Source organism: Rhodococcus sp. ZPP (genome assembly GCF_017656075.1).
Classification (GTDB): domain Bacteria; phylum Actinomycetota; class Actinomycetes; order Mycobacteriales; family Mycobacteriaceae; genus Rhodococcus_F; species Rhodococcus_F oxybenzonivorans.
Map to the genome: position 1 here is coordinate 896,525 of NZ_CP058638.1, position 19,770 is coordinate 916,294.

A 19,770-nucleotide genomic window follows, 5' to 3' on the forward strand; every position below is an offset into this window, starting at 1 on the left:
TTGCCGTCACTTCGCGAAACGCGTCAGCAGTCGCTCCGCGTCGGCGGCGATCCGGCGGACCACCTCTCCCGCTGGCTGCTCGGAAGTGACCAACCCGGCCGCTTCGCCCGCGTACACGACCCCGAGGTCGGGATTCGCGGGGTCGTACGCCGTGGCGAGTTCGCTCTCTGCGGCGCCGGCGTCGTGCCACTTGCCGGTGAAGTCGTTGCGCAGCGCCCGGCCACCCCACCGCGAAGGCCACGGCTGGCTGCGGGCCTGGTCGAACACCGAGGTGTAGACGGTGTCGGCGCTGCCCGCGGCGATCAGTTTACTCCGCGCATACTCCGGGCCGACGGTCTCCGGGCTCGCGAGCAGGACGGTCCCGATCATCGCGCCCTCGGCGCCGGCGGCGATCACCGCGGCAAGGCCGCGGCCGGTCGCGATTCCTCCTGCGGCGAGCACGGGCAACGACGTGGCCTCGAGGATCTCCTGCAGCAGGGGCAGCGTCCCGATTCGGCCGGTGTGACCACCGGCTTCACCGCCCTGGGCGATGACGACGTCCACGCCGGCAGCTTCCACCACGCGAAGGTCCTCGACGGTGTTGACCTGCGACACCACGAGCGCACCGATGTCGTGGACCCGATCCACATACGGTGCGGGGTTCCCGAACGAGAGCGAGACCACCCGCGGGTTCTGAGCCAGAGCGGCGTCGAGCAACGCGTCATCGTCGTCGAGCGCCCAGGTCATCAGGCCGATCCCGAAGGCGTCCCCGCCGATACCGCGCGCGATCGCCACCTCGTCTGCGATCCACTCCGGGGTGGCATAGCGGGCTGCCCCGAGTAGGCCGAGCCCGCCCGCCTTCGACACCTCACCGACGAGAGTGCCGCCTGCCCGCCCGCCCATCGGGGCTCCGAAGATCGGCACCTCGATCCCGAGAGTCCGGGTCAGCCAGGTTTCGATTGCCACGCCGCGTACCTACTTTCGTTCGGACACCCCGGAGGGAACGCCTCCAGGCGGGGCTGCGTTACTTCTTCGGCTTGTCGCCGACCGCTTCGGAGGACAACGCGGCGACGAAAGCCTCCTGGGGAACTTCCACTCGGCCAATGGTCTTCATGCGCTTCTTGCCCTCCTTCTGCTTTTCGAGCAGCTTGCGCTTACGGCTGATGTCGCCGCCGTAGCACTTGGCAAGCACGTCCTTGCGGATCGCGCGGATGTTCTCACGGGAGATGATCTTCGCGCCGATGGCCGCCTGGATGGGCACCTCGAACTGCTGGCGCGGAATGAGCTCGCGCAGCTTGGACGTCATCCTGCCGCCGTAGGCGCCGGCGGCAGAGCGGTGCACGATCGACGAGAACGCGTCGACGGCCTCGCCCTGGAGCAGAATGTCGACCTTCACCAGATCCGCTTGCTGTTCACCGGACTCTTCGTAGTCGAGGCTCGCATACCCCTTGGTGCGGGACTTCAGCGCGTCGAAGAAGTCGAACATGATCTCGCCCATGGGCATTTCGTAGCGCAGCTCGACTCGGGTCTCCGACAGATAATCCATGCCGCCGAGTTCACCGCGCCGGTTCTGGCACAGCTCCATGATCGCCCCGATGAATTCGCTGGGCGCGATGACGGTGCACTTCACCATCGGCTCGTACACCTCGCGGATCTTGCCCTCCGGCCAGTAGGACGGGTTGGTGACGACGTGCTCGGCGCCGTCCTCCATCACCACGCGGTACACCACGTTGGGTGACGTGGAGATGAGTTCGAGGCCGAACTCGCGCTCGAGGCGGTCGCGGGTGATCTCCATGTGCAGCAGTCCGAGGAACCCGCACCGGAAACCGAATCCGAGCGCCACCGACGTCTCCGGTTCGTAAGCGAGTGCGGCGTCGTTGAGGCGCAGCTTGTCCAGGGCATCGCGCAGCACCGGGTAGTCGGAGCCGTCGAGGGGATACAGACCCGAATAGACCATCGGCTTGGGGTCGCGGTAGCCGACGAGCGGTTCCGTGGCGCCGCCACGGGCTGCGGTGACGGTGTCGCCGACGCGCGACTGCCGCACGTCCTTCACACCGGTGATGAGGTAGCCCACCTCGCCGACACCCAGTCCGATGCTGGCCTTCGGCTCCGGCGAGATGATGCCGACCTCGATGAGGTCATGGGTGGTGCCGGTCGACATCATGGTGATCTTCTCGCGTGGGGAGATCCGCCCGTCGACCACGCGGACGTAGGTGACGACACCGCGGTAGGCGTCGTACACGGAGTCGAAGATCATCGCGCGCGCCGGTCCGTCGGCGTCGCCGACCGGCGCCGGGATCTGCTTCACGACCTCGTCGAGAAGTTCCTTGACGCCCACACCGGTCTTGCCGGACACGCGCAGCACGTCGCCCGGCTCGCAGCCGGTGATGTGCGCGATTTCCTCGGCGTAGCGGTCGGGATCGGCGGCAGGCAGATCGATCTTGTTGAGCACCGGGATGATGGTGAGGTCCTTCTCCATCGCCAGATACAGGTTGGCCAGTGTCTGCGCCTCGATGCCCTGAGCGGCGTCGACCAGCAGCACCGCGCCCTCGCACGCCTCGAGGGCGCGCGAGACCTCGTACGTGAAGTCGACGTGCCCGGGCGTGTCGATGAGGTGCATGACGAATTCCTCGTCACCTACCTTCCACGGCAACCGGACGTTCTGCGCCTTGATCGTGATGCCGCGTTCGCGCTCGATGTCCATGCGGTCGAGGTACTGGGCCCGCATCTGCCGTTCTTCGACCACGCCGGTGAGCTGAAGCATGCGGTCGGCCAGCGTCGACTTGCCGTGATCGATGTGCGCGATGATGCAGAAATTCCGGATCTGTGCGGGATCCGTGAACGTCTTGTCGGCGAAGCTGCTGATGGGGGACCCCTTACCTGGACCGGCACCGGCCCGGTTCCGGGCCACTGTCACCTGTCAGGATATCCAAGCCACCGGACTCCGGCTGCTGCGGCATACACGCACTAAGCTCGACGGCCATGGCGAGCACGTGGAGCAGCATCGGGAAGACACTGGCCAAACTGGCGCGAGACAAGGGCCCCCAGTTGCTGCAGCAGCTGCAGAAGTCCGGCGCACTCGACCGCGCAGCCGGTGTGCTGACCGGTTCGGCGACCACCGCGCCGAAGCCGAGCCCTGGCCGCCCGGTTACCGCGAACTCCGCGCCGACTGCCCACCGTGCCCGCAAGGTGCAGTACTCCCCCGATCTGGACGGGCGCGCGGACCCGGGCGAGATCGTGTGGACCTGGGTGGCGTACGAGGAAGATCCTGCACAGGGCAAGGATCGGCCGGTACTGGTCGTCGGGCGGGACGGCGCGACGCTCCTGGGCCTCATGTTGTCCTCGCAGAGCAAGCACGACGGTGACCGCGACTGGGTGGCGGTCGGCTCGGGTTCCTGGGACTCCGAGCGTCGCCCGAGCTGGGTCCGCCTCGACCGGGTGCTCGACGTGCCCGAGGAAGGGATCCGGCGCGAGGGCGCCGTCATGGAGCGGACGACGTTCGAGCTCGTGGCAAGGCGGCTGAGAGCCGATTTCAGCTGGCAGTGAGATCCACCGCGACCATCTCGGCGATGGCGGCCATCGCCCGCTCGTCCGGGTGAGCCGTGCCCGGCGTTCGTCAAAGGGAGCCGGCTTTCGTCAGCTCTGCAGGCGGTCGTACCTGCCGAACAGCGAGCGGTAGGCCAGGGCGCCCACCGCACCGCCGATCAACGGGAAAACAAGGAACAACCACACCTGCGACAGCGCGCCGACCTGATACGGGGCCACAGCGAGACTGCGGGCGGGGTTCACCGACGTGTTGTCGATCGGAATGGACACCAGGTGGATCACCGCGAGGGTGAAGCCGATGGACACACCCGCCAGCGGTACATCCGAGATCTGGTCGGTCGAGGCCAGGACGACGAACACGAGCAAAGCGGTGAGGAGGACCTCGACGATCATCGCAGCACCGATGCCGTATCCGTTCTCCAGAATGCCGCCCAGCGGGCCTTTGATCGCCGAGGGGCTGTGCTCACCCCAGCCGTTGGCCCCGAGCCCGTCGGCCTTGCGGTCGTACGACGGCAGACTCTGCGCAATTGCGTAGATGACGAGTCCTGCGAGGAGGCCGCCGATCACCTGGGCCACGATGTACAGACCGGCCCGGACCACCGACACTCGGCCGAGGGCCAGATGTCCGATGGTGACGGCCGGATTGACGTGACACCCGGAAATGGGACCGATGGCGTAGACGAGGAAGAGGAGCGTCAGTCCGAAAGCCAGGGCGACACCGAGATTGCCGACCTTGGCTCCGGCGAACACCGCCGTGCCCACTGCCGAGAAAACCAGCACGAAAGTGCCGATTGCCTCCGCCGAGTACTTCTTGATGTCCGAGATCGGCTCGACCTCTACGTATTCCTGTGCGGTTGGAGACATTGAACCCACCTTCGTCGGAATGGATCGTTAGTCCTTGCTTTCCACAGTTCTGCGCCGGACTTTACGCCAGGCGTGTGATCTCCACGACGACTTCGAGGTCTGTTGCCTGCCCTCCCGAGAAGATTCCCTTGAGCGGCGGGACGTCGGCGTAGTCACGCCCGACACCCACCGACACGTGCTGCTCGTTGACGGCCACAGCGTTGGTGGGGTCGTATCCCCACCACGCGCCGGTCCATGCCTCCACCCAGGCGTGGCTCTCCCCCGCGATCGTGTCGTCCAGTGCCGCATCCGCTTTCGGGTGCAGATATCCCGACACGTACCGGCTGGGAATCCCCATGCTCCGCAACAGGACGAGCGTCAGGTGGGCGTAATCCTGGCATACGCCTTCCCGTTCGGCCCAGGCCTCGACTGCCGACGTGTGCACGCCCGTGGTCCCGGGAACGTACGCCATTTCCGCGTGCACCCAGTCCGCTGCGGCCACAACGGCTTCCTCGGGCGTGCACCCCTTGCGGAGGTCGCGAGCGATCGCGTCGAGCTTCCGGTGGCGGGGCGCGTACTCGGTGTTGCTGAGCTGCTCGTTGAACCGGTCCGTCACCGCCGGCCCCGCCAGTTCGTCCCAATCCACCGACTCCTCGGGAGCCGAGAACGGTTCCGTCTCCACGACCGACAGCCCTGTGACCTCGAGTTCCCGATGCGGCGCATGCAGATCGAAGGCGGTGACCGCGGTACCCCAGTAGTCGGTGTAGCGATACGAACGGGTGGCCGGGGTGGTCTCCACTCGGTTGAGAATCACCGTCTGCCTGCTGTCGCCGCGGGGCGTGAGCCGCGCCTCGTTGTATGAAGACGTCACCGGCGCGTCGTAGGCATAACCGGTGGTGTGCACCACCCTCATTCGCCAGCTCACAACTCTCCTTCCACGACGGCTTCTGCGCCGACGGCTCGTGCATCGGTCCACGCCACCCACGGCGCGGCGTGAAAATACTGCAGTGCGATCGCTTCTCCGAGCTCACGGCAGGTGTCCTGCAAGCCCACCAACCGGTCCTGGAGGTCCTCGAGGAGAACGCCGGGGGGCAGGAACTCGAGTTCGCTCCGCGCCCGTCCCAGCAGACGCTGCGCCTCGGCGCGCGGTCCCACCCGGCTGTCGGGTTGATGGTCGAGTTCCGCGAGACATTGTTCCGCCTGCCGGATGGCATGGAACACCGACCGCGGGAACAAGCGGTCGAGGAGGATGAACTCGACGACGCGGTTGGCGTCGAGCGCGCCGCGGTAGGTGCGCAGGTACGTGTCGTGAGCGCCCGCCGAACGTAGAACCGTCACCCACGCCGGAGACGACGGTCGGTCGCCCGCGCGGGACAGCAGCATTCGCGCCAGCATGTCGACACGTTCGATCGAGCGGCCGAGCAGCAGGAAGCGGTAGCCGTCGTCACGACTCATCGTGGAGTCGGCGAGACCGGCGAACATCGCCGCGCGCTCCTCGACGTAGCGGAAGAACTCGTGCGGCCCAAGCCGTTTGGCTGCGCGTTCGCGTTCCGCCAGACCGTTGTACGTGGCGTTGAGGCACTCCCACATCTCACTCGACGTGACCTCGCGGGCGCCTCGGGCGTTCTCGCGCGCGCTGGCGAGCGAGTCGATGATCGAGCCGACCTGATTACGACTGAAGGCGACGAGTTCGGTGACCGAGCGCACGTCGAGTTCCGTACTCGGAGCAGGGATCCCGAGAACCCGCAGGAGCAGCCGGGACGTTCGGTCCGGATCCACCGACGCATCGTCGAGCAGTTGATGCACCGCGACGTCGAGAATCCGCGCCATGTCGTCGGCACGCTCGACGTACCGGCCGATCCAGTACAGCGATTCCGCGTTTCTCGCCAGCATCAGCCCTCACCTCCACACTTCTGTTGCTGTTGCTGTTGCTGTTGCTGTTGCGACGTACTGAGTTCGGGACCCTGTTCGGCTTCTGCGGTCTGCGCAGGTTCGGTGACGAGTTCCTCGCCCGCGAGTTCCTGTTCCTCATCCGAGGTTCGGCTGGCGAGCACCCAGGTGTCCTTGCTGCCACCGCCCTGACTGGAATTGACCACGAGAGAACCCTCGGGCAGGGCAACCCGGGTCAGTCCCCCCGGCAGCACCCACACGTCCTCGCCGTCGTTCACCGCGAACGGGCGAAGGTCGACGTGCCGGGGCACGAGCTCGTCACCGATCTTGGTCGGCACCGTGGACAACTGGACCAGCGGCTGGGCGATCCATCCGCGCGGGTCTGCCCTGATTTTCCGGGTGATCGTGTTCAGTTCCTTGGGTGAGGCGTCGGGACCGAAGACGATGCCGTATCCACCCGAACCTTCCACCGGTTTGATGACCAGTTCGTCCACGCGGTCGAGCACCTGCTCGCACTCGTCGTCGAGCCAGCACCGGAACGTGTCGACGTTCGCGAGCAGCGGTTTCTCACCGAGGTAGTAGTCGATGATCTGCGGCACATAGGTGTAGACCAGCTTGTCGTCGGCGACACCGTTTCCGACGGCACTCGAGATGACGACGTTGCCGGCCCGCGCGGCGTTGAGAACACCGGCCACGCCCAATACCGAATCCGGCCGGAAATGCATCGGGTCGAGGTAGTCGTCGTCGATGCGGCGGTAGATCACGTCCACCTGGCGCTCACCCTCGGTGGTGCGCATGTAGACCATGTTGTCGCGGCAGAAGAGGTCGCGGCCCTCGACGAGTTCCACCCCCATCTGGCGCGCGAGCAGTGAATGCTCGAAATAGGCAGAGTTCGCGACACCGGGAGTGAGCACCACCACGGTGGGATCGGCCTCGTTGAGCGCGGCAGACGCCCGCAGCGCGCGCAGTAGATGCGTGGAGTAGTCGCCGACCGAACGCACGCGGTGGGACATGAAGAGGTCGGGGAAGACGCGCGCCATGGTGCGGCGATTCTCCATCACATAGGACACTCCCGACGGCGAGCGCAGGTTGTCCTCGAGTACGCGGAACACCCCGTTCTCGTCACGAACGAGGTCGATACCGGCCACGTGAATGCGCACACCGTTGGGTGGAACGATGCCCGACGCCTCCCGGTGGAAGTGCTCACACGAGGTGACCAATCGTTTCGGGAGGACGTGATCGCGGAGGATGCGCTGCTCCCCGTAGACGTCGTGGAGGAACATCTCCAGCGCTTTCACGCGCTGCTTGATCCCTTTCTCGAGACGCGTCCACTCCGCGGCGGCGATCACCCGGGGGACGAGATCGAGCGGAAACGGCCGTTCCTGACCTGAGAGGGAGAATGTCACGCCCTGGTCGATGAAGGCCCTGCCCAGCGCCTCGGAGCGGGCGGCGAGATCGGCGCTGTCGGCTGGCTCGAGGGCCTTGAAGACACCCTTGTAGGGCGGCCGGACACTGCCGTCACGGTCGAACATCTCGTCGAACGCCAGCCCGTACCCTCCCACGTCGACATAGCCGTCGAACACGTGCGCGGGCCGCGCCGGCTTGCGTGATCGGGTCGTCACAGAGGCTCGCGACTGAACTGCTGACGCTTTCACGCCCTTCTGTCTGCTGTCGCCCGAGGTGGGAGCCGGCACCTTCGAGGTTCCCTGCGACTTCGATACTGTTGACGACTTCGATGCTGGGGGCGTCATCCCAGACATGCTGCTACATGCACACCCGTTCAGCAGCGCAGCCGCCCTGTCCCCGGCGCGTCCGGGGTCCGGTTTGAGATCGGACCCCGATCACTGGTAATCTCGCCTGTCGGTGCATAAGTGTGCGCCCACAGCTTTCTAGACCGTATCCAGCTTAAGACGACAGGATTTTACGCGTGGCCAACATCAAGTCCCAGGTGAAGCGGATCCGTACCAACGAGGCGGCCCGACTCCGTAACCAGTCGGTGAAGTCCTCGCTGCGCACGGCCATCCGCTCGTTCCGCGAGGCTGCGGCGGCCGGTGACAAGGACAAGGCCAACGAGCTCCTCGTCGCCACCAGCCGCAAGCTCGACAAGGCGGCCAGCAAGGGCGTCATTCACGCCAACCAGGCTGCCAACAAGAAGTCTGCTCTCGCGCAGGCTCTCAACAAGATCTGACGACACCTTCGTCGTAGCTCTCCAACAGCCGCTCGGTCCTCGGATCGAGCGGCTGTTGTCGTGCGCCGATCAGAGCTGCCGTAACAGCGACACGCGTCCGACCGCGCGCTCGACGGCATAGTCCGCGTCCGCGGCGGCACCTTTCACGTCTGCGTTGAGAGCGGCGACGATACGCAGCGCTTCACCGACGGACGCGGGAGTCCACCCTTTTGCGATGGCCTGCACCTTCTTGATCTTCCAGGGCGGCATGCCCAGCTCGGACGCCATCCGAAACGGATCCCCCCTGCCTGCGGGCGCCACGCGCGCAATCGAGTGCACCGCGTCGGCGAGCGCGTCGGCGAGCAGCACGTGTGGTACCCCGCGAAGCATGGCCCATCGCAGCGCTTCCCTGGCACCCGCCGTGTCCCCGGCCACAGCCTTGTCCGCGACATCGAACCCGGTCACCTCAGCCTTGCCCGAGTAGTACCGCTGAACGGCAGCCACGTCGATCTTTCCGCCGGTGTCAGCGGTGAGCTGTGAGCAGGCGGCCGCAAGTTCCCGCAGATTCGAGCCCACTCCCTCGAACACGGTCTGCACCACTTCCGGTGACACCCGGACGCCGAGCGTGCGGAACTCGCCGCGGATGAAGCCGATGATGTCACCGGACTTCAACTTGGCGCACGGGTGAGTGACCGCGCCGAGTTTCTCGAGTGAGCCGGTCATCGCCTTCGCACGCCCACCGCCGGAGTGCAGAACCACGAGTACGACACCGGGCGGCGGGTCTGCTGCGGCGTCGAGAATGAGCGCGACCGCATCCTTGCCCGCCTCCGCGGCGGACTCGAGCACCACCACCCGGTCTTCCGCGAACAGGGACGGACTCAGCAGCTCGGCCAGTTCTGCAGCACCGGCATCACCGGCCCGCAGCCGGTTGACGGGCAGTTCAGCACCCGGCGCGACGGCCGCAGTGGCCCGGACCTGGGCGATCACGGTCGACACGGCGCGTTCGACGAGGAATTCCTCGTCACCGAGGACCAGGTGAAGTTGTTCGAGCTGGGTTGGGGTGCTCACGCGACAATCGTGCCACGGGCGGCGGACACGAACGGCGACCCCCGGCGCCTACCGGACGGACGCGCCCTCAACTGATCACCTCTCGCGTCAGGAATGCCAGCACGTCGGCCAGTGAACCGCGCCGTTCGAACACGGCGCGTTGCTGCTCTGCGCCCGTTCCGTCACGGAGCATCGAATCGAGTCCGGCTTCGAGGAAGCCCCGATCCTCCGCGCCGAGGACGTCACACACCGTGTCGTGCATCAACTCGAGTTGCCGCCGGATCGCCAGTGGCCGGGTCGAAACCGGACTCGTGCATTCCCCGTCGAGCCCTTCTCGGGCTGCCCGCCACTGCTCCGCACGTAAGAGTTCGATCCGCGGTGAGTCGACGGACACCCCGTCGTCGATGTACCGCATCGCCCTCGCGACCAGCCCCTTCACCGCAATGGCGTACACGGAAGTGTGCGCGGCGGTCATGGCAACGTCCGCGATCCGAATCTCGATGGTCGGCTGTGCGTCGGACAGCCGAACGTGCCAATAGATCATGCCGCGGTCGAGAGCAGCGCCGCTGGCGATCATCGCGGTCACGGTGTCCTCGTACTCCTCGGCGGAATCGAAACGCGGCGGCGGGCCTGCGGACGGCCAGCGCGACCACAGGATGTGACGCCAGCTGTGGTAGCCGGTGTCCTGCCCGCAGTGGAAGGGCGAGTTCGCGGCCAGCGCCAGCACGACGGGCAGCCATCCTCGGATGTAGTTGCTCACCTGTACACCGATCTGACGGTTCGGTATCCCCACGTGAACATGGCAGCCACACGTAGTGACCGAATCGACGATCGGCCCGAAACGACGAGCCATCTTCTGGTAGCGCGGTGTCGGCGTGATCGCAGCGGGACCTTCCTCGACCATCAGCGGGGTGCCACTGGGCAGGAGCAGGAGATCGCGCTCCGCGGCAACCTTCACCAGACTGCTGCGCAGAGTGCGCAATTGCTCGTGCACCTCTTCACCGGTGGAGCACACACCGGTCGCCGTTTCGATCTGGGGCCGGGACAGTTCCCGCTGCAGTCCCTGGATTTCCTCACCGGCTTCCGCCACCACATCTGGTCCCGCGTCGGAGAGATGCCCCGAGGAGTCGACCAGAAAAAACTCCTCCTCGACGCCGACGGTGAGGTTTCGAACCGATTCCCTTGCTGCAGCGCCCATCCGAGAGGTATCCCCCGAACGGTCGATACGAAACCGGAGCACCCGCTCAGGTGAAGCCGATCACCTCTTCACCCCACGCACGGCGAAGATCCCGATCGGGGTCCGCCACCACCGCATCCGCATTGCGGATCAACAGCGTGGCGCGGTCCGTCTCGTCGTACCGTGGCCAGGGCGTTTCGGTTTCCCCGCCGTCCGGGTTGCCCGCCGACGCGAAGGACAGCCACCGCCGCTGAATCCGATCGGATACGTGAGCGGCGGTCCGGCGGCCACCGAGCTTGAAGGTGGGGTCTCGGGGGACGACACCGAAGTTCCCGAACACATAGGGCACTTCCGTCCCGTGGGTGGCACCGATTCGCGCCGCCCGGAGGAATGGCGTGGCGTAATCGAACCGATACAACCATGTGGGTGCGACGCGACTGTGTGCCTCGGCGATCCACAAAGTGGGCATCCGGAAAGCGGCGTCCCGCGAGATCTCCATTGCGGACCGCTTCTTCGGGTAATCGGGGTATGCCGCCTCCACCTGCTGCTCCTCGTCCACCGGCAGGTCGGGGTGGTCGGCCGCGATCGCCACGAACATCTGGTGGACGGCGTCCGGGGTGATGGGCATGAGCGGAGACTTCATCAGCCGGAACATCGATGCCTCGTCCTTGTTGGTCCCGATCAGCAGCGGCACCTTGTGCGCGAGGCCGTGACGGAACGCGGCGACCGGGTAGTGCGGTACCACGTCACCGTCCACGGTGGGCGCAACCGCCAGCGTGCCGGGGACGCGTGCGGGCACCTGCTGCACGAGTTCCACGCAGGCCGCCGTCAACACGTCGACGGGAAGATCGCGGAGACGTCCCACCTCGGCGGGGGCCAGGCCTATCAGTTCGAGGAACGACTCGGCGATGGACGCCGCACGCTCGCTGCCGTAGACCGAGGTCGCGGGTGAACTTTCGGCGATCGCCCGGTGGAAGAGTCCCTCCGCGGCAGGCGACGTCATCAGCGTGGTCACCGCGCCGCCCCCCGCGGACTCGCCGAACAGAGTCACATCGGCCGGGTCACCACCGAACGCGGCGATGTTCGCTCGCACCCACGTCAGCGCCTCGATCTGATCGCGGAGACCGAGGTTCGTATCGAAAGGCTGCTCTGCCGTCGAGAACGACGAGAAGTCCAGGAAACCGAGAGCACCCAGTCGATAATTGAGCGTGACCACCACGACGTCGCCGCGCTCCACCAGATGGCAGGCATCGAACATCCGCTGCGCCGAGGACCCGAGGTAGTAGGCGCCACCATGAATCCACACCATGACGGGGCGTGGCCGATTCTGCGGACGTTCGGGGGCCCAGACGTTCAGTGACAGGCAATCCTCGTCGACCGTGAGGCCGGGGTCGATGGGCAGCGGCCCGTGCTCGTTCTGCGGTGCTATCGGCCCGAACGCCGAGCAGTCGCGCACGCCCTCCCACGCCTCGGCGGCCCCGGGGGCACGGAAGCGCCGGTCGCCGATCGGCGGAGCCGCATAGGGTATCCCCTTCCACACCAGTGCGCGAGCGAGGCGCACGCCTCGCGCGGTTCCCTGAGCGATGGTCACGAGTGGACTATCGGTGGACGGCACCATGCCGCCATCTTCGCTGCCGACAAGGATTCACGAGTCGGTTCCAGGAATTCTCCACCCCGGGGTCCGGGAATTGTCTCAGCCGGGGTCCGGGAATTGTCTCAGCCAGGGTCCGGGAATTGTCTCAGCCAGGGCCCGGCCCGACCACCATCTGGCAGACTGGGCGTCAACACTGGGTGTGCCCGGATGTGGAGGACCCGATGCGGGACGACGAGCAGGAAGCGACTCGCTCACAGCCTGTCGACAAAGCGTCGGCATCGTTGACCGGACTGGCCGAACTGGTATACGCCGGCGCGGACTTTCGCGATGTCCAGCAAGCAGTCTGCGACGTCGCCCCCATTCTCGTCGACGGCTGTTCCCACGCCAGCCTGATGCTTCACGAGAAGGGGCGATTTGTCACCGCCGCTGCCAATGACACCGTCGCCGCCCGGGTGGACGAATTGGAGCGGAGCGAAAACGAAGGTCCCTGTGTCGATGCCATCGTCGAGGAGACACCGCAATTGGTACCGGACCTCGCCGCCGCACACGAGTGGCCACGGTTGGTGCGCCGGGTGCTCGCCGAGACCCCGGTTCGCGGTGCAGCCGGGTTCCGCCTCGTCGTCCGGCGTCGCAAGGTCGGCGCTCTCAACCTCTTCGCCGATACGCCCGGCGCGTTGACGGCAGCATCCGTCGAACAAGGGATCATGCTCGCATCGTTCGCCGCTGTAGCCCTCACCGCGGCGCATGAGCACCTCGAAGCGGAGACGTTACGGGCGGGGTTGACCAGCAACCGGGAGATTGGGAAGGCATTGGGCTTGATGATGGCGTTTCACAACATCACCGAAGACCAGGCGCTAGCGATCCTGCAGGCAACATCTCAGGAAATGAACATCAAGATCTCGGCGCTGGCTGAGGAAATCATCGTTCACCACCACAAGACCCTGAGCTGACCCGCACAGCCCCCGACTTCACTCCAGCTCGGCGGCCTCCGGGTTCCCGGCAATGCCCAGCATGGACAGCAGCAACCGGCAATCGTCGGCGTCCAGCGATGATGCGGCGACGACGCGCTGCGCCCGGCGAACCTGACCCGCGTCGAGGACATCGTCCACATCGAGATCTGCCTGCTCAGCTTCCGACATACCTCTCACCTCCAATGCGGATGCACTTCAGGACCATTCGCCGCAGTATTTGTCACCGGATGGTAGTCGTAGTTGCCGCGCGGCATACACACATCGCGCATCGAATCCGCAATCGGTGCGGCCTACCGAAGTGCCCGTAACGGTTCGCTCAGTTCGTTCGAGAAGAATTCGAAGAATCCATCGACGTCGGGACCCGCGTTGATCAGCGCCAGACGATCGAACCCGGCGTCGACGAACTTACCCGCCACCTCCAGATGACGCTGCACGTCAGGACCACACGCCATCCCCTCCCGGACGTCCTCCGGACGTACTGTCGCCGTGGCCGCCTCGAAGTTGATCGGGTTCGGCAGCTCCGCCTGCACCTTCCATCCCGTCATACCGAAACGGAACTTGTCGTGCGCCGAGTTCACGGCCGACTCCACGTCCGGCGCCCACGCGAGCGGCACTTCACCGTACTTGGGCCCCGATCCGCCGGCGTCGGAGTACGCCCGCACCAGTTCGGCGTCGGGTTCGGTGGCGAACAAGCCGTCCCCCAGTTCCGCGGCGAGCCGCGCGGCTTCCGCGCCCCCCGCCGCGACGGCAATCGTGGGCGGCACCTCGGGCAGGTCGTACACGCGGGCGTCGTCCAACGTCAGGTGCTTGCCCTCGTAGGAGTGGTAGCCACCCGACCACAGCAGGCGAATGATGTCGAGCGATTCGCGCAGCATCTCGTGCCGCACCCGCACCGACGGCCACCCCCCGCCCACCACATGTTCGTTGAGACGCTCTCCCGAGCCCAGACCGAGTGTGAAGCGCCCTTCGCTCAGCACTGCCGTGGTGGCGGCGGCCTGCGCGATGATTGCGGGGTGGTAGCGGACGAACGGGCAGGTGACACCCGTTGCCAAGCCGATGTTGCTGGTTCGGGCGGCGGCCGCGGCGAGCATCGACCACACGAATCCCGAGTGTCCGTGGCTGTAGAGCCAAGGATGGTAATGATCACTCACCTCGACGAAGTCGAAACCCGCACGCTCGGCCTCCACCGCTTGGCGCACGATTTCCCGTGGATCGAATGTTTCGGCCATGAGCTTGAAACCGACCTGCATGAGGAATCCTCCTGTGTCGTCGAGTTCCGAGCAGGTTGCCCGCACGGCGGCGTACTCACACAGCGCCGGCGAGAGAGGACGGCCACACCGGTGCCCAGAGCAGCGCGAGACCGACCGCGGCCCCGAACAGCAGCAGCCGGAATCGTCGGACGCGCAGCGCCACCCCGATCAAGACTGTGCAGGCGAGGACGGACAGTGCGCCTACCGGCCCCGGCGGGACCGGTATCGACGCCCCGGGGATCCGCGACCCCTGGTCGGCCACGGTGACGAGCCACCAGAGTGGCCACTGAGTCAGGCGTACCGTCACTTCCGCGACCGGCACCGAGATCGCTGATACGAGGGCGGTGACGGCGCCGAGCACCGTGACGATTCCGATGACAGGCGCGACCAGGAGATTGGCCCCCACCGACACCGCGCTGACGGTCCCCGTCATTGCGGCGACGATGGGCGCGGTCACCGCGAATGCAGCCACTGCGACGGCCACCATTTCCGCTGCCGCGCGCGGCCATCGCCGCCCGACGAGAAGGTCGACCCAGACCGGCGCGACGACGATCAACGCCGCGGTGGCCGTGACGGACAGGAGAAAACCGAAATCCACGGCCAGCGCCGGAAAGCACATCAGCAACAGGATGACACCCGCGGCGAGAGCCGGTACCGCCTGCTTTCGCCGACCGCTCACGAGAGCGAGCAACGCAACAGAGCCCATCGCCGCGGCGCGCAGCACGCTGGGCGACGGCCTCGCCACCACGACGAAAGCGACCAGCGCGCCGGCGGCCAGAACTGCGCCGGCCCGCGGGCCGAGTCCGAGCGCCCGGACCAGGAGCAATACCGCCCCCAGGAGGATGCTGACGTTCGCGCCGGACACCGCGGTCAGGTGTGTCAGTCCGGTCGTCGTGAAATCGTCCTTCACTTCGGCCGACAGCGACGACGTGTCCCCCACCACCAGCCCCGGCAGCAGTCCGGCCTCGTCGGGCGGTAGAACGGCGGCCGCGGCCGTGAACCGGGCGCGCAGGGTGCCCGCCCATCGCTGGTGAGGAGGTGCCGGACCCACTTTCGAGGGCGGACCGGACACCCGGACCGTGGCCAGAGTCAGGTCGCGGTGCATCGGTGGGCTCACCTGCCCTCGCAGGACCACCTGCTGTCCCGGCAGCAGACCGGACCACCCACCGGACGGGGCGAGAACGATTATCGACCCACTCGCGTGAACAGTCTCGGTGGGTTTGCGTATCTCGCGCAGGTGCGCGTCGACGCGGACCCGTCGGCCGAAACTCGCGAGTTTCTGTGGGTCGTCGGCGATTTCGACCACCAACGTCACCCACGCCCCGTTCGACGCCAGGTTCACCATCGGGTGCGTCTCGGCGGCCTGTACCCGCACGGCGACGGCCGTGCTGCACGCGCATCCGAACAGCAGAAGCGCCAGTGCCGTCGTCCGATGCGCCGTCCACCGGGAGTCGCCCGACCGGATACTCGCCGCGACCAGCGCAACAGCAAGGAGAAACGCGCCTCCCACCACCCACCACGCGGTTCGTGAACCCCACAGGATCCCGCTTCCGGTCGTTGCCCAGCAGGCCGCAGCGAAGGGAACGAGGCGGACGTCGAGCCGGTGCGACTCCCGCTCGGACCTCACACGGTGACCTGGGACCGTAGCTTCTCGAGGCGCACCGGCCCGATCCCGTCCACCTCACCGAGTTGGGCGACGTCCGTGAACTTCCCATTGGTGGTGCGCCACGCAATGATGGCTGCCGCGGTCACCGGGCCGACGCCAGGCAAGGCATCGAGCTCGGTCACCGTGGCCGTGTTCAGATCGACGAGCCCGCCCGTCGTTGCCTTCCCGTCCGCCGGTGCGGCGCCCGGAGTGGAGACGCCGCCCACCGCACTGGGCGCCGCGACGGGCGCGGCCACCCCGACCACGATCTGATCACCATCGGAAAGTCGTTGCGCCAGATTGAGAGCGAGGGTGTCGCCGCCGGTGCGCACTCCTCCCGCGGCGGCGAGTGCGTCGGCAACCCGTGAGCCAGGCGGCAGCCGCACGAGCCCGGGCGTGCTCACCAAACCGACCACGCTCACCACTATTTCGTCCACCGGCGGCGGAAGCTGCGGCCGAGCCGCCTCGGCTGGCTCCGCGGCGGGGGTGGCCTCCGAACGGACGTGCGCAAGGGGAAGGGAGGGCACGGCCTGCGCCTCCGGCTGACCGCTGCGAACACTGATCACGGCGACTGTCGCCAGAATCAGCCCCACTATGACGAGGACGGCTGCGCCTGCGCGGCCGGGGTCGACGCGCGCATCCCGCCAGCGTTCGGGAAGGGCGCGGGACCATCGCCCTTGCGCAGACCACGACGGCGCGTCTTCGGGTTCGGCGTCCTCGGCGTGCGCCAACCATCCCGGTGTGGAGGGGCCGGACGGGGCTACCGCACCCGGAGGAAGATGCGCGTCCTCCCCCGACGTGATGAACGCAAGACGGCTCCGTCCTCGCGAACGCTCTTCCCTGTTGCCCATGCAGAGAAGGTAGAACGTCGCGGCGGCCGATCAGCGAGGTTGTGGGCGAGAAAAATTGGCCTGTGGATCAGCTCGAGGTTGTGGATGAATCGGCGTCTGCATAACCCTCGGCGGGCTCTGGGCAGAGAACGACGCCGATAGCGCCTGCCCCCACGTGGACCCCGATCACCGAACTGAAATCAGTGACGACGAGGTCGCTGACCTGCGGAATCCGTTCTTTCAGCCGCTGCGCCACCGACTCGGCTCGGTCGGGTGCATGCATGTGATGCACAGCCACCGAGGTTCTGTCCACCCCTGCCAGCTCGACGGCGGAATCGATCATCTTCGCCATCGCCTTGGTGGAGGTCCGGGTTTTCTCCTTCAGGACGAGTCGTCCATCGACGAGATGCAGCACCGGTTTCATCGCCAGCGCGGTGCCGAGCAACGCGGCCGCCGCGCCGATCCTCCCCCCGCGGCGCAACTGATCGAGCCGGTCCACGACAATCAGGCAACGGCTGCGACCCGCTACGTCGACAGCCCGCCGGTACACCGTCTCGAGGTCGGCACCACTCTTCGCCAGCCGTGCTGCTTCCAGTACCGGGTATCCCAAACCCATTCCGGCCGACTGGGAATCGACGATGCGCACGCGACCGTCGAACTCCTGCGCCGCCTGTCGTCCGGCCTCCCAGGTTCCCGACAACTGGCGGGAAATGTGCACGGCGACCACGCCGGCGCCCTCGCTCGCTTCCCACGCCGCCGCGTAGGCCTCGGACAGCTCGCCAGGCGAGGCACCCGCGGTGGTGACGCCGGCGAGGTCCTCCGGAATGACGTCGATTCCCTCGCGAAAGTCCTCGTCGCCGCTGAGAACATGAAGGGGCACGACCTGGATTGCTTGCTCCTCGACGACCTCGGGGACGAGCGAGGCCGAGGAATCGGTGACAACGACAACGGGCATGGGACTACTCGGCCCTGCTCGACACCGCGTCCGCGGCAGTGACGTCTGCACCCAGCGGGGGTGCCGCTCCGGTGGCACGAAGAGCGGTCAGCATGGCCGCCGCTACCTCGGCGTGACCGTCCCAGCCCCAGTGGATTCCGTCCGGATTTCCTCGGCCACCGAAGATGTCGGCTCGCACGGCCTCCGCGAGGTCGACGAGCGGAACGTTCTTGTCCTGCGCCCACGCCGTGATGGCCGCGACAGCACCCGGCCGGCCGGAGTGCACCTTGCCGTAGGCCTCACTGCGGTGGACGGACGGGAGAGTGCCGACGACGGGCAGTTCCGGTCGCATGTATTCGAGCGCCGCCCGGGAGCTTTCGAGGTACTCGACGCTCAACTTCGGGGGCAAGGCGACCGGCCATCCGAGCGGAGACAGCCGCGGCTGCAACCATTGGTAGGCAGTACGCACGACCCGCCGCAGCGCGGGCGGGCGAATGTAGCGGAGCTGCTCCCGCAGCGCGGTGGGCAGCGGGGACGGGAGCGAATCCATTCCCCCGACCGCAAACACCACAGCACCCGCCCGGGGGACGGCCGACCACACGCGGGGGTCCTGGGTCAGCGCCCACCAGACGTCACGGCTGGTCCAACCGATCCGCGCAACGAGCTCTACGTCCCACTCCAACTCGCGCGCAACGATGTTGGGCCAGATATCGGGATGGTTGGACGGCAAGCCGCCCTTGGGCCCGTAGTAGGACAGTGAATCGGCGAGCACGAGAAGGACCGGCCGCTCTCCGGAACCGGCCTCCAAGTCAGAGGACGTCACTTGCCACGCTCGCGGATGCGTTCCAGACGTCCAGGCGCCAGCTCGGCGAGTCGGAGTTTCCGTGCGCACTGAGCTGAACCCAGCTGGTGTTACCGAGACCACCGAGCACCGGCCAATGACTGACAGGAAGATCGAGAAGCGCCGCGGTGAGTGCAGCAATCAATCCGCCGTGGGCGACCAGGACGACGGGCTGTTCGGCCCAATCCTCGTACTTCTCGAGCAGCTCGGCCACCACCGGCGTGCTGCGGCGCGCGACATCGACGCGGCTCTCTCCGCCGGGCGGTGCCCACGTCGCGTCACTACGCCACGCCGCGCGAGCACCCGGTGCCCGCGCGTCGACGTCGAGGTGAGTCAGCCCCTGCCATTCACCGAGATGGGTTTCCCGCAGGCGCTCGTCGATCTGCACCGGCAGTCCGGCGTTGTCGCCGATCTCCACCGCCGTGTCGTACGCACGCCGCAGGTCCGAGGACACGATAGAGATCGGTGAGCGACCGACGAGGACGGCGGCAGCGGCGCGGGCCTGCCTCCGGCCGAGTTCGGACAGGTCGGTGTCGAGCTGACCCTGCATGCGGTTTCCGGCGTTGTACTCGGTTTGGCCGTGCCTCAGCAGAATGAGCCGTCGCGGGGCGCGCGGAGCGTCCGTCACTGCTCGGATTCCTCACTGTTCGCGGAGCCGGGATCGGCACCGTTGGTCGCGGGGGCGTGCAGGCCGATCCCGTCGACCGGGACGGTGGGGCAGTCCTTCCAGAGCCGCTCGAGTGCGTAGAAGTTACGTTCCTCGTTGTGCTGCACATGGATGACGACGTCCACGAAGTCCAGCAGCGCCCACCGACCCTCCCGGGTGCCTTCACGGCGCACCGGCTTGTGACCGGCCTCACGCAGACGTTCCTCGATGTTCTCGACTATCGCGTTCACCTGGCGCTCGTTGGGCGCCGACGCGATGACGAAGCAGTCGGTGATGACCAGCTGCTCGGAAACATCGAGCACCACCACATCGGAGGCCAGCTTCTCGTCGGCCGCCACTGCCGCGATGCGTGCCATCGCAATGGCTTCGGTCGTTGCGCTCACTCGATG

The 19,770-nt window shown here is 66.8% G+C and carries 20 protein-coding genes; 3 read left to right on the plus strand and 17 right to left on the minus strand.

Annotated elements, in window-relative coordinates:
• Positions 1 to 6: 6 nt before the first annotated feature.
• Together HYG77_RS04140 and lepA are read right to left on the minus strand one after the other, a co-directional pair.
• Positions 7 to 945 carry a nitronate monooxygenase gene (locus HYG77_RS04140; protein WP_208961903.1) on the minus strand — a complete coding sequence of 313 codons (939 nt, stop codon included), beginning with the start codon at positions 943 to 945 and terminating at the stop codon, positions 7 to 9.
• Between the two features lie 58 nt (positions 946 to 1,003).
• Positions 1,004 to 2,896 carry a translation elongation factor 4 gene (gene lepA, locus HYG77_RS04145; RefSeq protein ID WP_109328974.1) on the minus strand — a complete coding sequence of 631 codons (1,893 nt, stop codon included), beginning with the start codon at positions 2,894 to 2,896 and terminating at the stop codon, positions 1,004 to 1,006.
• Positions 2,897 to 2,961: 65 nt separating this feature from the next.
• On the opposite strand from lepA, the gene HYG77_RS04150 reads away from it, so the two are divergent.
• The gene (locus tag HYG77_RS04150; RefSeq protein WP_109328972.1) at positions 2,962 to 3,525 is read left to right on the plus strand and encodes a type II toxin-antitoxin system PemK/MazF family toxin; all 564 of its coding nucleotides are present in this window, start codon (positions 2,962 to 2,964) and stop codon (positions 3,523 to 3,525) included.
• A 90-nt stretch (positions 3,526 to 3,615) separates the two neighbouring features.
• On the opposite strand, the gene HYG77_RS04155 is transcribed toward HYG77_RS04150, so the two are convergent.
• From HYG77_RS04155 to HYG77_RS04170, 4 genes are all read right to left on the minus strand, one after another.
• Positions 3,616 to 4,389, minus strand: coding sequence for an aquaporin (locus tag HYG77_RS04155; protein ID WP_109328969.1), 774 nt, complete (start codon positions 4,387 to 4,389; stop codon positions 3,616 to 3,618).
• A 61-nt stretch (positions 4,390 to 4,450) separates the two neighbouring features.
• A complete protein-coding gene (locus HYG77_RS04160) occupies positions 4,451 to 5,281 on the minus strand; it encodes a transglutaminase family protein (protein WP_109328968.1) in 831 nt (276 codons plus the stop codon).
• A gap of 8 nt (positions 5,282 to 5,289) precedes the next feature.
• On the minus strand, positions 5,290 to 6,261 hold the full coding sequence (locus HYG77_RS04165; RefSeq protein WP_109328966.1) for an alpha-E domain-containing protein: 972 nt from the start codon (positions 6,259 to 6,261) through the stop codon (positions 5,290 to 5,292).
• Positions 6,261 to 7,880, minus strand: coding sequence for a circularly permuted type 2 ATP-grasp protein (locus tag HYG77_RS04170; protein ID WP_109335006.1), 1,620 nt, complete (start codon positions 7,878 to 7,880; stop codon positions 6,261 to 6,263). Before HYG77_RS04170 ends, HYG77_RS04165 begins: the two co-directional genes overlap by 1 nt.
• A 305-nt stretch (positions 7,881 to 8,185) precedes the next feature.
• Here HYG77_RS04170 and rpsT point away from each other — a divergent pair, with 305 nt between their 5' ends.
• Entirely contained in the window at positions 8,186 to 8,446 is a 261-nt protein-coding gene (gene rpsT / locus HYG77_RS04175) for a 30S ribosomal protein S20 (protein WP_109328964.1), read from the plus strand.
• A gap of 69 nt (positions 8,447 to 8,515) precedes the next feature.
• Here rpsT and holA read toward each other — a convergent pair whose 3' ends face one another.
• From holA to HYG77_RS04190, 3 genes are all read right to left on the minus strand, one after another.
• The gene (gene holA, locus HYG77_RS04180; RefSeq protein WP_109328962.1) at positions 8,516 to 9,493 is read right to left on the minus strand and encodes a DNA polymerase III subunit delta; all 978 of its coding nucleotides are present in this window, start codon (positions 9,491 to 9,493) and stop codon (positions 8,516 to 8,518) included.
• A 67-nt stretch (positions 9,494 to 9,560) separates the two neighbouring features.
• The gene (locus tag HYG77_RS04185; RefSeq protein ID WP_109328960.1) at positions 9,561 to 10,670 is read right to left on the minus strand and encodes a glutamate--cysteine ligase; all 1,110 of its coding nucleotides are present in this window, start codon (positions 10,668 to 10,670) and stop codon (positions 9,561 to 9,563) included.
• A 46-nt stretch (positions 10,671 to 10,716) separates the two neighbouring features.
• Entirely contained in the window at positions 10,717 to 12,267 is a 1,551-nt protein-coding gene (locus HYG77_RS04190) for a carboxylesterase/lipase family protein (protein ID WP_208961904.1), read from the minus strand.
• Between the two features lie 197 nt (positions 12,268 to 12,464).
• Here HYG77_RS04190 and HYG77_RS04195 point away from each other — a divergent pair, with 197 nt between their 5' ends.
• Positions 12,465 to 13,193, plus strand: a complete 729-nt coding sequence (locus HYG77_RS04195; RefSeq protein WP_109328957.1) for a GAF and ANTAR domain-containing protein — start codon at positions 12,465 to 12,467, stop codon at positions 13,191 to 13,193.
• 18 nt (positions 13,194 to 13,211) lie between these two features.
• On the opposite strand, the gene HYG77_RS04200 is transcribed toward HYG77_RS04195, so the two are convergent.
• The 8 genes from HYG77_RS04200 to rsfS all read right to left on the minus strand — a co-directional run bounded on the left by HYG77_RS04200 (position 13,212) and on the right by rsfS (position 19,764).
• On the minus strand, positions 13,212 to 13,382 hold the full coding sequence (locus HYG77_RS04200) for a hypothetical protein (RefSeq protein WP_204164911.1): 171 nt from the start codon (positions 13,380 to 13,382) through the stop codon (positions 13,212 to 13,214).
• 122 nt (positions 13,383 to 13,504) lie between these two features.
• Complete coding sequence (locus HYG77_RS04205; RefSeq protein ID WP_208961905.1) at positions 13,505 to 14,464, minus strand: TIGR03557 family F420-dependent LLM class oxidoreductase; 960 nt, start codon at positions 14,462 to 14,464, stop codon at positions 13,505 to 13,507.
• Positions 14,465 to 14,519: 55 nt separating this feature from the next.
• Complete coding sequence (locus tag HYG77_RS04210) at positions 14,520 to 16,091, minus strand: ComEC/Rec2 family competence protein (RefSeq protein ID WP_208961906.1); 1,572 nt, start codon at positions 16,089 to 16,091, stop codon at positions 14,520 to 14,522.
• Positions 16,088 to 16,960, minus strand: a complete 873-nt coding sequence (locus HYG77_RS04215) for a ComEA family DNA-binding protein (RefSeq protein ID WP_109328953.1) — start codon at positions 16,958 to 16,960, stop codon at positions 16,088 to 16,090. Before HYG77_RS04215 ends, HYG77_RS04210 begins: the two co-directional genes overlap by 4 nt.
• 67 nt (positions 16,961 to 17,027) lie before the next feature.
• Positions 17,028 to 17,894: a DegV family protein gene (locus HYG77_RS04220; protein WP_109328951.1), complete on the minus strand. Its 867-nt coding sequence runs from the start codon at positions 17,892 to 17,894 to the stop codon at positions 17,028 to 17,030.
• 4 nt (positions 17,895 to 17,898) lie between these two features.
• On the minus strand, positions 17,899 to 18,696 hold the full coding sequence (gene octT, locus HYG77_RS04225; protein WP_230990152.1) for a diglucosylglycerate octanoyltransferase: 798 nt from the start codon (positions 18,694 to 18,696) through the stop codon (positions 17,899 to 17,901).
• Complete coding sequence (locus HYG77_RS04230; RefSeq protein ID WP_109328949.1) at positions 18,683 to 19,342, minus strand: histidine phosphatase family protein; 660 nt, start codon at positions 19,340 to 19,342, stop codon at positions 18,683 to 18,685. The genes octT and HYG77_RS04230 overlap by 14 nt, the downstream gene beginning before the upstream one ends.
• The gene (rsfS, locus tag HYG77_RS04235) at positions 19,339 to 19,764 is read right to left on the minus strand and encodes a ribosome silencing factor (RefSeq protein ID WP_109328947.1); all 426 of its coding nucleotides are present in this window, start codon (positions 19,762 to 19,764) and stop codon (positions 19,339 to 19,341) included. The genes HYG77_RS04230 and rsfS overlap by 4 nt, the downstream gene beginning before the upstream one ends.
• Positions 19,765 to 19,770: the final 6 nt, after the last annotated feature.

Excerpts from the sequence above, each read along its gene's own strand:
- HYG77_RS04150 (WP_109328972.1), top strand. The coding sequence starts at position 2,962 with ATGGCGAGCACGTGGAGCAGCATCGGGAAGACACTGGCCAAACTGGCG.
- HYG77_RS04155 (WP_109328969.1), bottom strand. The coding sequence starts at position 4,389 with ATGTCTCCAACCGCACAGGAATACGTAGAGGTCGAGCCGATCTCGGAC.
- HYG77_RS04160 (WP_109328968.1), bottom strand. The coding sequence starts at position 5,281 with ATGAGGGTGGTGCACACCACCGGTTATGCCTACGACGCGCCGGTGACG.
- HYG77_RS04165 (WP_109328966.1), bottom strand. The coding sequence starts at position 6,261 with ATGCTGGCGAGAAACGCGGAATCGCTGTACTGGATCGGCCGGTACGTC.
- HYG77_RS04185 (WP_109328960.1), bottom strand. The coding sequence starts at position 10,670 with ATGGGCGCTGCAGCAAGGGAATCGGTTCGAAACCTCACCGTCGGCGTC.
- HYG77_RS04190 (WP_208961904.1), bottom strand. The coding sequence starts at position 12,267 with ATGGTGCCGTCCACCGATAGTCCACTCGTGACCATCGCTCAGGGAACC.
- HYG77_RS04195 (WP_109328957.1), top strand. The coding sequence starts at position 12,465 with ATGCGGGACGACGAGCAGGAAGCGACTCGCTCACAGCCTGTCGACAAA.
- HYG77_RS04200 (WP_204164911.1), bottom strand. The coding sequence starts at position 13,382 with ATGTCGGAAGCTGAGCAGGCAGATCTCGATGTGGACGATGTCCTCGAC.
- HYG77_RS04205 (WP_208961905.1), bottom strand. The coding sequence starts at position 14,464 with ATGCAGGTCGGTTTCAAGCTCATGGCCGAAACATTCGATCCACGGGAA.
- HYG77_RS04215 (WP_109328953.1), bottom strand. The coding sequence starts at position 16,960 with ATGGGCAACAGGGAAGAGCGTTCGCGAGGACGGAGCCGTCTTGCGTTC.
- HYG77_RS04220 (WP_109328951.1), bottom strand. The coding sequence starts at position 17,894 with ATGCCCGTTGTCGTTGTCACCGATTCCTCGGCCTCGCTCGTCCCCGAG.